At 70.2% G+C, this 13,662-nt stretch carries 11 protein-coding genes; 7 read left to right on the forward strand and 4 right to left on the reverse strand.

Annotation, left to right across the window (positions count from 1 at the left end):
* Nucleotides 1-114 precede the first annotated feature (114 nt).
* The 3 genes from Q0937_RS06540 (at nucleotide 115) to Q0937_RS06550 (ending at nucleotide 4,273) form a co-directional block, all read left to right on the forward strand.
* Nucleotides 115-471, forward strand: a complete 357-nt coding sequence (locus Q0937_RS06540) for a hypothetical protein (RefSeq protein WP_299301200.1) — start codon at nucleotides 115-117, stop codon at nucleotides 469-471.
* A 140-nt stretch (nucleotides 472-611) separates the two neighbouring features.
* Nucleotides 612-2,438, forward strand: a complete 1,827-nt coding sequence (locus tag Q0937_RS06545; RefSeq protein WP_299301203.1) for an ABC transporter ATP-binding protein — start codon at nucleotides 612-614, stop codon at nucleotides 2,436-2,438.
* The gene (locus tag Q0937_RS06550; protein ID WP_299301206.1) at nucleotides 2,435-4,273 is read left to right on the forward strand and encodes an ABC transporter ATP-binding protein; all 1,839 of its coding nucleotides are present in this window, start codon (nucleotides 2,435-2,437) and stop codon (nucleotides 4,271-4,273) included. The genes Q0937_RS06545 and Q0937_RS06550 overlap by 4 nt, the downstream gene beginning before the upstream one ends.
* Before the next feature lie 7 nt (nucleotides 4,274-4,280).
* Here the strand turns inward: Q0937_RS06550 and Q0937_RS06555 are convergent, their stop codons facing one another.
* Complete coding sequence (locus tag Q0937_RS06555; protein ID WP_299301208.1) at nucleotides 4,281-4,937, reverse strand: GNAT family N-acetyltransferase; 657 nt, start codon at nucleotides 4,935-4,937, stop codon at nucleotides 4,281-4,283.
* Nucleotides 4,938-5,006: 69 nt separating this feature from the next.
* On the opposite strand from Q0937_RS06555, the gene Q0937_RS06560 reads away from it, so the two are divergent.
* On the forward strand, nucleotides 5,007-5,636 hold the full coding sequence (locus Q0937_RS06560) for a pyroglutamyl-peptidase I (RefSeq protein WP_299301211.1): 630 nt from the start codon (nucleotides 5,007-5,009) through the stop codon (nucleotides 5,634-5,636).
* Between the two features lie 710 nt (nucleotides 5,637-6,346).
* Here Q0937_RS06560 and Q0937_RS06565 read toward each other — a convergent pair.
* Both Q0937_RS06565 and Q0937_RS06570 read right to left on the reverse strand, forming a co-directional pair.
* Nucleotides 6,347-7,264, reverse strand: coding sequence for a rhomboid family intramembrane serine protease (locus tag Q0937_RS06565; protein WP_299301214.1), 918 nt, complete (start codon nucleotides 7,262-7,264; stop codon nucleotides 6,347-6,349).
* A 54-nt stretch (nucleotides 7,265-7,318) separates the two neighbouring features.
* Nucleotides 7,319-8,473: a DNA glycosylase AlkZ-like family protein gene (locus Q0937_RS06570; RefSeq protein WP_299301217.1), complete on the reverse strand. Its 1,155-nt coding sequence runs from the start codon at nucleotides 8,471-8,473 to the stop codon at nucleotides 7,319-7,321.
* Nucleotides 8,474-8,621: 148 nt separating this feature from the next.
* Between Q0937_RS06570 and Q0937_RS06575 the strand changes: the two genes are divergently transcribed.
* Together Q0937_RS06575 and Q0937_RS06580 are read left to right on the forward strand one after the other, a co-directional pair.
* The gene (locus tag Q0937_RS06575; RefSeq protein WP_299301220.1) at nucleotides 8,622-10,811 is read left to right on the forward strand and encodes an MMPL family transporter; all 2,190 of its coding nucleotides are present in this window, start codon (nucleotides 8,622-8,624) and stop codon (nucleotides 10,809-10,811) included.
* A gap of 248 nt (nucleotides 10,812-11,059) precedes the next feature.
* Nucleotides 11,060-11,908, forward strand: a complete 849-nt coding sequence (locus tag Q0937_RS06580; protein ID WP_299301222.1) for a VIT family protein — start codon at nucleotides 11,060-11,062, stop codon at nucleotides 11,906-11,908.
* A gap of 174 nt (nucleotides 11,909-12,082) precedes the next feature.
* On the opposite strand, the gene Q0937_RS06585 is transcribed toward Q0937_RS06580, so the two are convergent.
* A complete protein-coding gene (locus tag Q0937_RS06585) occupies nucleotides 12,083-12,619 on the reverse strand; it encodes a peptidylprolyl isomerase (RefSeq protein WP_299301226.1) in 537 nt (178 codons plus the stop codon).
* A 232-nt stretch (nucleotides 12,620-12,851) separates the two neighbouring features.
* Between Q0937_RS06585 and Q0937_RS06590 the strand changes: the two genes are divergently transcribed.
* A complete protein-coding gene (locus Q0937_RS06590; protein ID WP_299301229.1) occupies nucleotides 12,852-13,646 on the forward strand; it encodes a hypothetical protein in 795 nt (264 codons plus the stop codon).
* The last annotated feature ends 16 nt before the right edge of the window (nucleotides 13,647-13,662 follow it).

A 13,662-nucleotide genomic window follows, 5' to 3' on the forward strand; every position in this document is an offset into this window, starting at 1 on the left:
GTTGCGCAGTGGGCGCTCTGAGAGCTGAGAACGCCGACTGCACAACGGTCGACGGCGCGGACACCTCGCCCGGAGGGCCGCTCCCCTCCCCTCTCCACGACGTAGGCTCTCGCCATGAGCACCGCGATCAAGCCAGCAGCATCTGTGAACACCGCCCCCGTCGTCGCCCTCGGGCTGATCGGCGGCTGGCTGACTGCGCGGGAGACGGGCATCCGTCCGCTCGGCGGTGTGGTGCTCGCCGCCGCCGGGCTCTATGCGGGCCGCACCTGGCTGGCCCGCCGCGGCCCGGCCACCACCGCCGTGCTCGGCGCCACCTATGTGGTCGGTTTCGGGCTCTCCCACCCGCTGGCGAAGAAGATCGGCCCCTGGCCGGCGGTGCTCACCGTCACCGCCGCAGCCGCCGGCGCCGCCGCCCTGCTCTCCGACGCCGCCTACAGCGAGTGGCTCCCCGCCGAGCCCGACGCCGCCTGAGCTGGGCTGGAGCTGGCCCGACACTGGTTCCGCCTCAGCGGGACGCGCTTAACCACTGTCCATCGTGGAGATAGTTGACTAAGCTAAGCCTCCGGTCCGAACGTCGGGCCCTCCCGATTCCCCCGAGGTTCTCTCCCCCCATGCTCGGCACCATGCGCCGTCTCTGGCAGACGGTCCGTCCGATCCGCTTCCGCCTCTATCTGGGCCTGCTCAGCGCCATGACGGCATCGATCGTCGCGCTGATGATCCCGCAGGTCCTCGAATTCATCGTCAACCGCCTGGAGGTCGATGCCACCGGCGCCACCATCTGGACCGGCGGCGCGATCGTGCTGGCCCTCGGCATCGTCGAGGCGTCCCTGATCTGGTTGCGCCGCACCTTCGCCGTCGCGCCCTCGACCATGGTCGAGAAGCAGATCCGGGTGAGCTTCTACCGCCGCGTCCAGCACATGCCGGTCACCTTCCACGACGGCTGGGGCTCCGGTCAGCTGCTCTCGCGGATGATGACCGACATCAACCAGATCCGCCGCTGGATCGCCTTCGGCATGATCATGGCCGTCACCAACGTCGTCACGATCACCGTGGGCATGGCGCTGCTGATCCGCTCCTCCGCGATCCTGGCGCTGATCTTCTTCCTCGCCGCGGTGCCGGTGGCGATCATCGCCTACCGCTTCAACCGCAGCTTCTCCGTGCTCTCCCGCCTCTCGCAGGACCAGAACGGCGACCTGGCCACCACGATCGAGCAGTCGGTCCAGGGCATCCGCGTGCTCAAGGCCTTCGGCCGCGGCCCGTCGGCCCTCGAGGGCTTCACCGAGCAGGCCGAGGAGCTGCGCCGCACCGAAGTGCGCAAGGCCACCGCGATCGCGCGCTTCGACATGTTCATGTTCATGCTGCCCGAGCTCGCGCTCGGCGTGGCGCTGCTGGTGGGTCTGCATCTCACCGCCTCGGGAGACATCTCCACCGGCCAGCTCGCCTCCTACTTCGCGACCGCCACCCTGGTGGTGGGACCGGTGCGGATGCTGGGGATGCTGCTGGGCCAGGCCGTGAACGCGACCACCGCTCTGGACCGTCACTACGAGGTGATGGATTCCGAGAACACCATCACCTCTCCGAAATCCCCGGCCCGCATCGATCCGTCTGGCGCGACCGGTGCGGTGCGGCTTCAGGACGTGCACTTCCGCTACGAGGACGCTCCGGAGCATGTGCCGGACGTCCTCGACGGTGCGAGCCTCGAGATCCTCCCGGGCGAGACCATGGCCCTGGTGGGCGTGACCGGCAGCGGCAAGTCCACCCTGCTGCAGCTGGTGCCGCGGCTGTATGACGTCACCTCCGGCACGATCTCCATCGACGGGGTCGACATCCGCGACATGGACCTCACCGATCTGCGCAGCCTCACCGCCGTCGCCTTCGAGGACGCCACCCTGTTCTCCGACTCGGTGCGGGACAACGTGCTGCTGGGGGCCGACGCCGCGCTCAGCGCGGAGCAGGCCGAGGAGCTGCTGCACCTCGCGCTGCGCACGGCCGACGCGACCTTCGCCTACGAGCTGCCCGAGGGTGTGGACACCCGCATCGGCGAGGAGGGGATGAGCCTGTCCGGTGGGCAGCGCCAGCGCCTGGCCCTGGCCCGCTCGATCGCGGCCAGACCCGCGGTGCTGCTGCTGGACGACCCGCTCTCGGCCCTGGACACCAAGACCGAGGAGACCGTCACCGAGCGCCTGCGCGAGGTGCTCAAGGGCACCACCACGCTCATCGTCGCCCACCGCAGCTCGACCGTCGCGCTCGCCGATCGGGTCGCGCTGCTGGACGGCGGGCGGGTGGTCGACGTCGGCACCCACACCGAGCTGATGGCGAGCTCCGCCCGCTACCGCTGGGTGATCGCCCATCAGGAGGAGGAGCGACGCCGCGACCAGGACATCGAGACTCTCACCGGGGAGCTCGAGCTCCGCGCGATCCAGGAGGAGGGCCGATGAGCACCGACGCCGTCAAGAACCCGCAGCCGGGCCAGAAGCCGGACCAGAACGATCCGGAGCAGCAGTCCTACACCGCCGAGGAGAACACGGCGTCCCGGCAGCGCTCCTTCGCCCTGCTCGGCGAGCTGATCTCCCCGGTCAAGGGTCAGTTCGTCGTCATGGCGATCATGGTCGTCATCGCGCAGCTGGCGGTCGTGGCCGGGCCCGCGATCATCGCCTGGGGCATCGACCACGGCCTGCCCTCCCTCATGGCGGGCGACTCCACCCCGGCCTACCAGGCGGCTGCGCTCGCCGTCGGCGCCGCGATCGTCGGCGGCGTGCTGACCTACGGGTATGTGCGTCAGTCGGTCGTCGTCGGCCAGAAGATGCTGCTGGCCCTGCGCCGCAAGGTCTTCCGCTTCACCCAGAAGCAGGACCTCGAGTTCCACGAGTCCTACACCTCGGGGCGGATCGTCTCCCGCCAGACCTCCGACATGGAGGCGCTGCGCGAGCTGCTGGACTCGGGCGTGAACGTCATGGTCGGCGCCTCCCTGTCGATGGTGTTCACGATCGTGCTGATCGTGACCATGGACCCGGTGACCGGCCTGGTGATGCTGCTGATGCTGATCCCCTGCGTGGCGCTGACCGTGTGGTTCCAGAAGCGCTCCCGCATCGAGTACCGCGCGATCCGCACCCACTCGGCGCGGCTGATCGTCCACTTCGTCGAGGCGATGGCCGGGATCCGCGCGGTGAAGGCCTTCCGCAAGGAGGACCGCAACCAGGCGGAGTTCGACCGCCTCGCCCAGGACTACCGCGACGCCTCGCTGCGCTCGATCAACGTCTTCGGCATCTATCAGCCGGCGCTGCGCGTGCTCGCGAACGTCACCATCGCCGCGGTGCTGGTGGTGGGCGGGTTCCGGGTGCTGAACGGCGACCTGCAGGTGGGCGTGCTGGTGGCACTGGTGCTGTACTCGCGCCGGTTCTTCCAGCCGGTGGACGAGATCGCGAACTTCTACAACGCCTTCCAGTCCGCCGTCGCGGCGCTCGAGAAGATCGCGAACCTCCTCGCGGTGCAGCCGCATGTGAAGGAGTCCCGCACCCCCACCGCGCTGCCCACCTCGAGCGGGCAGGTGGACTTCGAACGCGTCGCTTTCCGCTACTCCGAGGACGGTCCGCTGGTGCTCCAGCCGCTGGACCTGCACATCCCCGCCGGGCAGACGATCGCCCTGGTGGGCCAGACGGGCGCCGGGAAGTCCACGGTCGCCAAGCTCATCGCCCGCTTCTACGACACCACCGAGGGGCGGGTGACGCTGGACGGCGTGGACCTGCGGGACATCTCGATGAAGGACCTCACGCGCAACATCGTGATGGTCACCCAGGAGGCGTACCTGTTCTCCGGCACCGTCGCGGACAACATCGCGCTCGGCAAGCCCGGCGCGAGCCGCGAGGAGATCGAGGCCGCGGCCCGCGCCATCGGGGCCGACGCCTTCATCGAGAAGCTCCCCTACGGCTACGACACCGACGTGAACAAGCGCGGCGGCCGGGTCAGCGCCGGGCAGCGGCAGCTGATCTCCTTCGCCCGAGCCTTCCTCGCCGATCCGCGGGTGCTGATCCTCGACGAGGCCACCAGCTCGCTGGACATCCCCTCGGAGCGGATGGTGCAGGAGGGGCTGACGAAGCTGCTCGGCCATCGCACCTCGCTGATCATCGCCCACCGCCTGACCACCGTGATGATCGCGGACCGGGTGCTGGTGGTGCACGGCGGCGAGGTGGTCGAGGACGGCTCCCCCACCGAGCTGGTCGCCGCAGGCGGCCGCTTCGCGGCGCTCTACCAGGCGTGGCAGGACTCGATGTGAGCCGAGGTCACGCCCCGAGCATCACCCGCAGCTGGTCGGTCACGCCCTCGACCTGGACCGGCGCGCTCGGCCGACGGAAGGTCTCGGGGGTCACCAGGAACCGCTGCTCGAGCACGACCCGGCCGGGCAGGGTGGACATGCGGGTGCCATCCTCGGCGTACCCGCAGGCGCGGGAGACACCGAAGGAGGCGTCATTCCCGACCGCGGCGGAGGACTCCGCGCGCCTCGCCCCGAGGTGGTCGAAGGCGAGCACCAGCATCGCCTGGCGCATCAGTGTGCCGTAGCCCTTGCCGTGGGCATCGAGCGTCAGCCAGGAGCCGGAGGTGACGGTGCGCCGCTCGGCGAAACGCACGGCCGAGAGGTCCTGGCAGCCGATCAGCCGGCCGCCCGCCCAGGTCCCGAGCGGCAGTGTCCATTCCTCCGGCGAGATCCCGCTGCGCAGCCGCCACTGGAAGCTCAGCGCATTGCGCACCCGCACCTCAGGCTGCTCCTGGTACCACCAGAACATCGCCGGGGACTCCGGATCCTCGAAGATCGGCCGACGCAGCAGGGCGGCGTACTCCGGCAGGTCCGCATCGGCGAGCGGGCGCAGGGTGAGTGCGCCGGCGCGCAGCACGAGGCCGAAGGGCGGGTGGAGGATCACGAGGCCGGGGTGAGTCGTCACCGGCACAGAATAGAGGCAGACCAGGTTCCTGGCCTCTGAATACTCTCGGCCGGTGCCTAGGCTGTCCTCATGACCACAGACGTGCTGCTGACCGGTTTCGCCCCCTTCGATGGAGCGGCGGTCAACGAGTCCTGGGAGGCGGTGCGCCTGGCCGCACCGCAGCTGCACTCGGCGGGCCTCACGGTGGAGATCCTCGAGCTCCCGGTCGAGTTCGGTCACGCCGGGGAGCTGCTCGCCGCGGCGCTGCACGAGCACCGCCCCTCGCTCGCGATCGCGGTCGGCCTCGCCGCCGGACGCACCGGCATCACCCCGGAGCGGATCGCGGTCAACGTGCGCGATGCCCGGATACCGGACAACGCCGGGGCGAGCCCGGTCGACGAGCCCGTGGTGGCGGGCGGACCGGTCGGGTACTTCTCCAGCCTGCCGATCAAGGCGATGGTCGCAGCCCTCACGGTCGACGCCGTTCCGGGCTCGGTCTCGCAGACGGCAGGCACCTATGTGTGCAATGACGTCTTCTACACGCTGCAGCATCTGCTGGCGACCGACCCGGAGCTCGCGGGGGTCCGAGGCGGCTTCATCCACGTCCCGGAAGCCGCGGTCCTCGACGCCCCCACCACCGCCCGGGCACTGGCACGGATGGTCGAGGTCGCGCTGCGCACAGACGTCGACGATCGCGTCGCAGGCGGCACCGAACACTGATCCCGGGCCTCCTGTCAAGGCCTGTGGGGAGTGGGGAGCACTCCCGCCTCCCGACTGTGCACAACGTGGGCATGACCATGCGCAGCGGTGGGAAAAGGCCTCTTCGGCACCCGCCCTCTCGAGTTATCCACAATGTTTTCCACAGACGTGGAGGAATGACAGACGTGTAGTTCTGCAGGTACAGCGGACTTGCCGGGCGTGTCGCAGCGCAGTGAGCGGGACGGGATCGCCTTTCCTCCTCGCGCACGACGAACCGCCCAGCGCCGGTGCCTTTCCGGCATTCCTGCAGGTCATCTGCCCAGCAGGAAATATGGGATGAGCCACTCCCTTTGCCTCGAGAGACGTTTCCGCAGGCTGCGGCCTCTCGTCTGCGAGCTCTGCAGTGTGGGAAAGTCTCGGCCCTCATGGGCTGTCCCCACCAGCTGTCCACACCCCATGCCGAGTTATCCACAGCACGCTCCGGTCATCCCCAACCATCCGCAGAGTTATCCCCAATTCCGTCCACAACTGGGGAAAACCACACTGTTGTAGTTCCTCGGCAGGGTCTCGGAGCCGGGAGATCCGTGATAGCGGGACTCCAGCCGACGAGCGCCTGCGGCCGTCGGGCACAGACGAAACGGGCCGGAGCCGCTCCTGCGCCGCTCCAGCCCGTTCTCGCCCTCCGCACCGTTCTCGCCCCCGCACCGCGCCCGTCGCCTGGGCGCCTGGACTCAGAGCGTCATCACCGTCAGCGTCTTGACGACGATGACCACCACGCACAGCAGCGTCGCGCCGGCGACCACCGCCGAGTGCACCAGCGCGGACCGCCGGGCCAGGGCCTGGCGGTCTGCGCCGGGCGTCGCCTTGGGGCGCAGCGCGAACATCCCGGCGGTGACCGCCGCGCCGAGCACCAGGCCGCCCAGGTGACCCTGCCAGGAGATGTTGGGGATGGTGAAGGTGATGACGAGGTTCAGGGCGATCAGCACCAGGATCTGCGCCGATTGTCGGCCCATCCGGCGGTTGGTGATGAACATTGCTGCGAACAGGCCGAACACCCCGCCGCTGGCTCCGAGGGTGCCGGTGTACCAGGCCTGTCCGAGCGGATCGGCGAGCAGGTACACGGCGGTGTGCCCGCCGAGCACCGAGACCAGGTAGACCGCTGAGTAGCGCACATGGCCGAGGGTCCGTTCGAGGTACTGCCCCACGATCCACAGCGCGTACATGTTCAGCGCCAGGTGCAGGATGCCGCCGTGCAGGAAGCCCGCGGTGAAGAAGGTCCAGGGCATGAACACGGCGCGGAAGGGGGCGAAGAGTCCCAGCTGCTCCACGATCTGCGGTGCGAGCATCTGCCCGAGATAGACCAGCACGTTCAGGCCGATCAGCGTGTAGGTGACGTACGGGGTGTTCTTCCCCATCCCGCCGCCCATCGCGTTGCGGGGCCGGGTCGAGGCCTGCTGCCGGGACAGTTCGCGCTCGCAGTCCACACAGAGCACGCCCACCGGGGTGGGCCGCTGGCAGTCAGGGCAGGCCGGGCGCTCGCAGCGCTTGCAGCGCACGTAGCTCACCCGGTCGGGGTGGCGGGGACAGACCGGCTGGGCCTGCGGTTCCGGGGAGTCCTCGGCGCTGTAGCCGTAGCTGGGTCGTTCCATGGGGGCTATTCCATCACGCTCACCTGGAGCGCGGCCGAGTGAGCGGCCCGGCGCTCACGCAGCCGTGTAGGGGAACGCGGCGAAGAGCTTCTCGAAGCGGGCCCGCTGCGTCTCGCTCACCGGCCGCTGCTCCTCGAGCACGAGCTTCCGCTTCCCGGCCGACCCCTTGCGGGACCAGACCCCCACCACCTCGCCGCGGCGCACGGCAGCTCGCTTGAACACTCCGTTGTTGCCGGGGACCAGGGCGTGGTGTCGTTCCTGGTCCATGAGGAAGAGGCGGTCGCGGTAGCCGAGCACGAGCTCGTCGAAGCCGGGCAGCAGCAGCTCGCGCATGGTCTCCTTCTCCGCGGCGGCGTATTCCTCAGCCAAGCCCGGGCGCCACCACAGCATCTCGCCATCGCCCCCGCGGGCGGCATCGGAGGTGGCATGCAGGCGTCCGTCCCGGTCCGCATACCCGTCCTCGAGCTGCTCGCCGAGCAGTGGCATCGCCGCGCGGATCTTCCCCAGCGGCAGCTTCGACCACCACGCGAAGTCCCGCTCCCCCGCGGGGCCGTGGGTGGTGAAGTAGCGCTGGGCGAGCTCCGCGACGGCCGCGATCTCCTCACCGTTGAAGGCGCCCGCGAGGTCGGTGCCGGGCGGTAGCCAGGACTTCGCGAGCACCACGGCCGTCTCCCCCTCCCGCCAGGGCCCGTAGGCGGCGATCCCGAAGGAGATCAGCTCGCTGAGCAGGTGGTATCCGCGTCCTTGGCTCGTGCTGATCCCGGCGGCCTCCCACGCCGCCAGCAGCTCCTTGCGCAGCACCCCGCGGCCCGCGCCCGGCACGGAGTGCTCCCCGGCGATCTCCTCGAGCACGGCCTGGGCCCGTTCGAGGTGGTGCTCCTCGAGCTCGAGCTGCCCTCGTCGGGAGATCGCCGCTCGGAGCGGGCCGACGGCGCAGAGCTCGGTGAGCCAGGCCAGGGAATCGGCGGCGACGGCGAAGACGGTGCCGCGCATCGGATAGCCCCGCACGATCTCGCCCCGGTCGAAAGCCGCGAGCACAGCGGGGAGGTCGCCGCCGGTCCGCAGGGCGAGGGAGGCCATCACGCCCGCGAGGTCCTGGCCCTGATGGGCTCCGAAGGCGCGGGCCACCTCGACGGGCCTCTCCCAGCGCGGCGTCCCGACCAGGCCCTGGGCGAGGATCCGGGCTCCGGCGAGGTGTCGCTGCGTCATGAGGCGAGCGTAATGGCCGCTGCGGGGTGGAGCCGAGGATCCATCAAAAGGTTGATCTGCTCGCGCTGCACGCTCCCTAGCGTGGAGAGCAACCCACCCGGGACCACCTCACGGCCGCCACCAGCGGTCTTCTCTCGAAGGAACCACAGTGCCCGCTCCCACCCCATCCCTGCACCGGCATCGGGCCGGCGACTCCTCCGCGACCGCTCCGGTGAACACCGCCGACGCCCCCGTCGCGCACGGCGGCCGCCTCGCCGCCCGGATCTCCACCCTGCTGACCGGCCGTCGCTCCGCCTGGGCGGTGCTCGCTGTGTTCGTGGTGCTGCTGCTGGCTGTGATGGGCGGGATGCGCGGCGCCGGTCCGGCCGCCGGGATGGACGCTCTGCCGGGCAGCTCCGAGTCCTCCCGCGCCGCGGCGATCGCGAGCACCATGGAAGGCAACCGCTACCAGCCGGTGTTCGCCGTGGTCACCCGGGCCGACGGCACAGCCCTGACCGCCGAGGACACCGCCGCCATCGAGACCCTGCGCACCGATCTCAGCGAGGTCTCCGGTCGGGACGCGATGGGACCGATGCCCGCCGAGGACGGTGAGGCGGACCTGGTCTTGACCACCGTCGACTCCCAGGCCGACAAGGAGACGATCGACGCGATGATCGCGGACCTCCGGGCCGCGGCCGACGCCTCCGTCCCCGCCGAGCTCACCGTCTCGATCACCGGCGGACCCGCCGTCGGCTCCGATATCCGCGGGGCCTTCGCCGGGGCGAACTTCACGCTGCTCACGGTGACGATCGCCGTGGTCGCCGTGCTGCTCCTGCTCACCTACCGCTCCCCCGTGCTGTGGCTGGTGCCGCTCGCAGTGGTGGCCCTGGCGGACGGCGCCGCAGGCGCGGTGACCAGCACCCTCGGCGAGCAGTTCTCCCTCGCCTTCGACACCGGCGTGATCAGCGTGCTCGTGTTCGGCGCGGGCACCAACTACGCCCTGCTGCTGATCTCCCGCTACCGCGAGGAGCTGCACAGCCATACCGATCATCGCGCGGCGCTTTCCACCGCATGGATCCGCACGGCCCCGGCGATCATCGCCTCCAACATCACCGTGGTGCTGGCGCTGATGACCCTGCTGGCCGCCGTCATGCCCGCCACCCGCGGACTCGGGATCGCCGCCGCCGCGGGCCTGCTCATCGCCCTGGTCGCCGTGCTCTTCCCGCTCACCGCACTGCTGGCCGTCGTGGGCCGCAGGGTGTTCTGGCCCTTCGTCCCGAGGCCTGAGGAGGCAACCACCCGGAAGGACGATGCCGAGCACGGCCCCTTCGCGAAGGTCGCCCGCGCCGTCACGCGTCGTCCGGCGATCGCCGCCGTGGTCTCCGTGGCGCTGATGGCGGTGCTGGCCACCGGCCTGATCGGCACCCGTGTCGGCCTCTCGCAGGACGAGCAGTTCGCCTCCGCGAACGAGTCCTCCACCGGCTTCGCCGCGATGGCGGAGCACTACGGTGCCGGGGAGAGCGCCCCGCACCAGATCGTGGTGCGCGAGGGCACGGCGGACACGGCGATCGAGACCGCCGAGTCCGTGCCCGGCATCGACCGCGCATCGCTCAGCGGCACCACGCCGGAGGGCTGGGCCGTGCTCTCCGCCGTCGGCACCGCGAACCCGGAATCTCCTGAAGCTGTCCGGGAGGCCGCGGGCCTGCGCGAGGCGCTGCATTCCCTCGCCGGGGCCGACGCCCTGGTGGGCGGCACCACGGCGAGCGCCATGGACGTGCGCACCGACTCCACCCGTGACCTGCTGGTGGTGGCGCCGATGATCCTCGCGGTCGTGCTGATCGTGCTGATGGTGCTGCTGCGGGCGGTGATCGCTCCGCTGGTGCTGCTCACCGTGAACGTCGCCAGCGCCGTCGCCGCGATCGGGCTGGGCCTCTGGGCCGGTCGGCTGCTGCTGGACATCCCGGCGCTGGACGTCACCGTGCCGCTGCTGGCCTTCCTCTTCCTGGTCGCGCTCGGTGTGGACTACACGATCTTCCTGGTCCATCGCGCCCGGCTGGAGGCGGCGACGCATGGCACCACGCAGGGCATGGTGCGGGCCGTCGGCTCCACCGGGGTGGTCATCACCAGCGCGGGCGTGGTGCTCGCGGCGGTGTTCGCGGCGCTCGGCGTGCTGCCGCTGGTGGTGCTCGGGCAGCTGGGCCTGATCGTGGGCCTCGGCGTGCTGCTGGACACCCTGCTGGTGCGCACCGTGCTGGTGCCGGCGCTGTTCGCCCTGATCGGTGATCGCATGTGGTGGCCCACGCGCCCCGCTGCCGCGCAGCGCCCGACCGCCGCGCGGCAGGAGGGACAGCGGGGCTGACTTCGAGGCCGACAGCAGGGCTGGTATCGAGCCCGACATAGCGGCTGGTCGTGAAAACAGCATCGAGGCCGACCGGGCCCGCGGGGAGACCTGCGGGCCCCATCCGGCGATTTGCGGACCGAATTTACGGACCGGATTTACGGACCGACAGGCTTGCCAGTCCCACTTAGCTTAGCCTTACATTCCCGCAGGTCAGGATAGCCTCAGCTCACTTGTCTGGACTGAGTCCAAACAACTAAAGTGGGGCCATGACCCTCGTCGACGCGCCTTCGCCCACCACCTCTTCACACTCCCAGACTCCCGCCGGAGCCGTCACCTCCGACCGCCCCGTCATCCCCGCGGGCGCGCTCGGCTCCCACCGCGCCGACGCTCCGGCCGGAGCAGTCCGCGCGCCCTCCGATCACGAGCAGCAGCGCACCTCCCGCTCAGAGCGGGTGAACCGGTTGCGCGCCGGCGTGCTCGGCGCGAATGACGGCATCGTCTCCGTCGCTGGTCTCGCCGTGGGCGTCGCCGGCGCCACCGCAGATATCCGCTGGCTGCTGATCTCCGGTCTCGCCGCACTGGTCGCCGGAGCCCTGTCGATGGCGATGGGTGAGTACGTCTCCGTCTCCACCCAGCGCGACACCGACCGCGCGCTCATCGCCCGCACCCGCGCATCTCTCGCGGCGCAGCCCCGGCGCGAGCACGGTCTCCTGGTCGATGCCCTGGCCGAGAGCGGGATCCCGGAGGACGTCGTGGAGTCCGTCGCCGATTCGCTCGAACGGCACGATGCCCTGGACGCCCACACCCGGTTCCGCCACGGGGTGGAGGGCGACGCGGTGGTCTCCCCCTGGGGCGCCGCGATCACCTCGCTGGTCTCCTTCGCGATCGGGGGCGTGATCCCGCTGCTGGCGATCCTGGCCTCCCCGGCGCTCTGGCGCCTGCCGGTCACGATGACCGCCGTCGTGCTCGCCCTCGCGCTGCTGGGAGTGGTCAGCGCACGGCTCGGCCAGGCACAGGCCGGCCGGGCGACGCTCCGCACGATCGTCGGCGGACTGCTCGCACTGCTGGTCACCTACGGGATCGGTGCCGCGCTCGGCACTGTGATCGGCAGCTGACGCGCTCAGGCGCAGGTGACGGTGATCGTGAACACCGTGGTGATGGACCGGCCGGAGGGGTCGTGCGCCGTGCCGTCGGAGACGCCGTCGGCGCCGCCGCATCCGGCCAGTGCCAGGACTGCGACGACGCCGACGGCGTTGTAGGTGAGCGGACGCTGCAGCGCGCCCCTCAGATCACTTCTCGATGGTCACTGAGGTGATGACGACATCCTCGAGGGGACGGTCGCGCATATCGGTCTTGACGCCCTCGATCGCGTCGACGACCTTCTTGGAGTCCTCGTCGGCGACCTGGCCGAAGACGGTGTGCTTGCCCTGCAGATGCGGGGTGGGGCCGACGGTGATGAAGAACTGCGAACCGTTGGTTCCGGAGGGCTTGCCGGTCAGCGCGTTGCGGCGCTTGCCGGCGTTGGCCATCGCGAGCACGTAGGGCTCGTTGAAGTTCTTCTCCGAGATCTCGTCATCGAAGTTAAAGCCGGGGCCGCCGGTGCCGGTGCCCAGCGGGTCGCCGCCCTGCAGCATGAAGCCGGAGATGATGCGGTGGAAGATGACGCCGTCGTAGAACGGACGGGTGACCTTCTCGCCGGTCTCCGGATCGGAGAACTCCTTGGTGCCCTCGGCGAGGCCCACGAAGTTCTCGACGGTCTTGGGAGCATGGTTCGGGAACAGCTCCATGCGGATGTCCCCGTGAGTGGTGTGAAGAGTTGCGAACATGGCGACATCCTCCCACACGGGGGCGGGCGCGCGGGTGCCTGGCCGGCCGGGCTCTCCGGGCTCCCGACCGACTGGACGGGGCTGTCCACCCCTGCTTCTCCACATCTGCTGTGAGCGTGCATACTCGCTCGCGTTAGAGTTGTGCCACACGGGTTCGTGACAGCCACCGGCTGTCCGGGCCCAGGGACCACCGTCGGCCCGACCCGACGGATTCGACCGAGAGGGGAACCCCATGGCGTTGACCACCAAGCGGGAAGCCAAGAAGGCCAAGAAGCAGGCCGCGAAGACGGCTGATGCCGCGAGCGCGACCAGCCTGAACGCCCAGAAGGCCGTCGAGGAGCTGCAGAAGCTCGCCGCGCAGGTGGGCCCTGTGGTGTCTGAGGGCGCTCGCGAGGCTCGCACCCGTGCCACCGATCTGTACGGCCAGTACGCGCCCGAGGCTCAGCAGAAGCTGCGTGAGCAGTCGGACAGGCTCCGCGACCAGGGCGAGAAGTTCTCGCAGAACCTCGGCCCGCGTGCGGACAAGCTTCGCCACGACGTGCAGGACGATTACATCCCGCGCGCCCGCAAGACCGCCGAGACCACCGGTACCGTCCTGAAGGCGGCCGTCGACGCCGCCCGCAAGGAGCTCGACAAGGGTCAGGGCAGCATCCGCTCGGCCGTCCTCGAGCCGACGCCGCAGCCCAAGAAGAGCCGTGCCGGCAAGGTGCTGCTCATCCTGGGTCTGGCCGCCGCGGGGGCCGCTGCCGGTTACGTCGTCTGGCAGAAGACCCGTCCGGTCGAGGATCCGTGGGCACCGCCCGCCGATTTCGCCCGTGCGCACTACCCGGCCTCTGCCGCGAACGAGTCCGACTCCTCGACCGTCTCCGACACCGTCGGTTCGGCAGACGCCGGTGACGTGGCCTCCGCTCTGAAGGGCGAGGATCGCGCCTCCGACGTGACGCCCAAGGAGGTCAAGGTCGATTCCGACCTGGACGCCTCCGCGGCCGATGACGAGAAGCGCGGCAGCCACCGCAGCGACTCCTGAGTCCGCGCCTCGGCGC

This window comes from uncultured Brachybacterium sp. (assembly GCF_947500705.1).
Lineage (GTDB): Bacteria > Actinomycetota > Actinomycetes > Actinomycetales > Dermabacteraceae > Brachybacterium.

Excerpts from the sequence above, each read along its gene's own strand:
- Q0937_RS06540 (WP_299301200.1), top strand. The coding sequence starts at position 115 with ATGAGCACCGCGATCAAGCCAGCAGCATCTGTGAACACCGCCCCCGTC.
- Q0937_RS06545 (WP_299301203.1), top strand. The coding sequence starts at position 612 with ATGCTCGGCACCATGCGCCGTCTCTGGCAGACGGTCCGTCCGATCCGC.
- Q0937_RS06550 (WP_299301206.1), top strand. The coding sequence starts at position 2,435 with ATGAGCACCGACGCCGTCAAGAACCCGCAGCCGGGCCAGAAGCCGGAC.
- Q0937_RS06560 (WP_299301211.1), top strand. The coding sequence starts at position 5,007 with ATGACCACAGACGTGCTGCTGACCGGTTTCGCCCCCTTCGATGGAGCG.
- Q0937_RS06565 (WP_299301214.1), bottom strand. The coding sequence starts at position 7,264 with ATGGAACGACCCAGCTACGGCTACAGCGCCGAGGACTCCCCGGAACCG.
- Q0937_RS06570 (WP_299301217.1), bottom strand. The coding sequence starts at position 8,473 with ATGACGCAGCGACACCTCGCCGGAGCCCGGATCCTCGCCCAGGGCCTG.
- Q0937_RS06580 (WP_299301222.1), top strand. The coding sequence starts at position 11,060 with ATGACCCTCGTCGACGCGCCTTCGCCCACCACCTCTTCACACTCCCAG.
- Q0937_RS06585 (WP_299301226.1), bottom strand. The coding sequence starts at position 12,619 with ATGTTCGCAACTCTTCACACCACTCACGGGGACATCCGCATGGAGCTG.
- Q0937_RS06590 (WP_299301229.1), top strand. The coding sequence starts at position 12,852 with ATGGCGTTGACCACCAAGCGGGAAGCCAAGAAGGCCAAGAAGCAGGCC.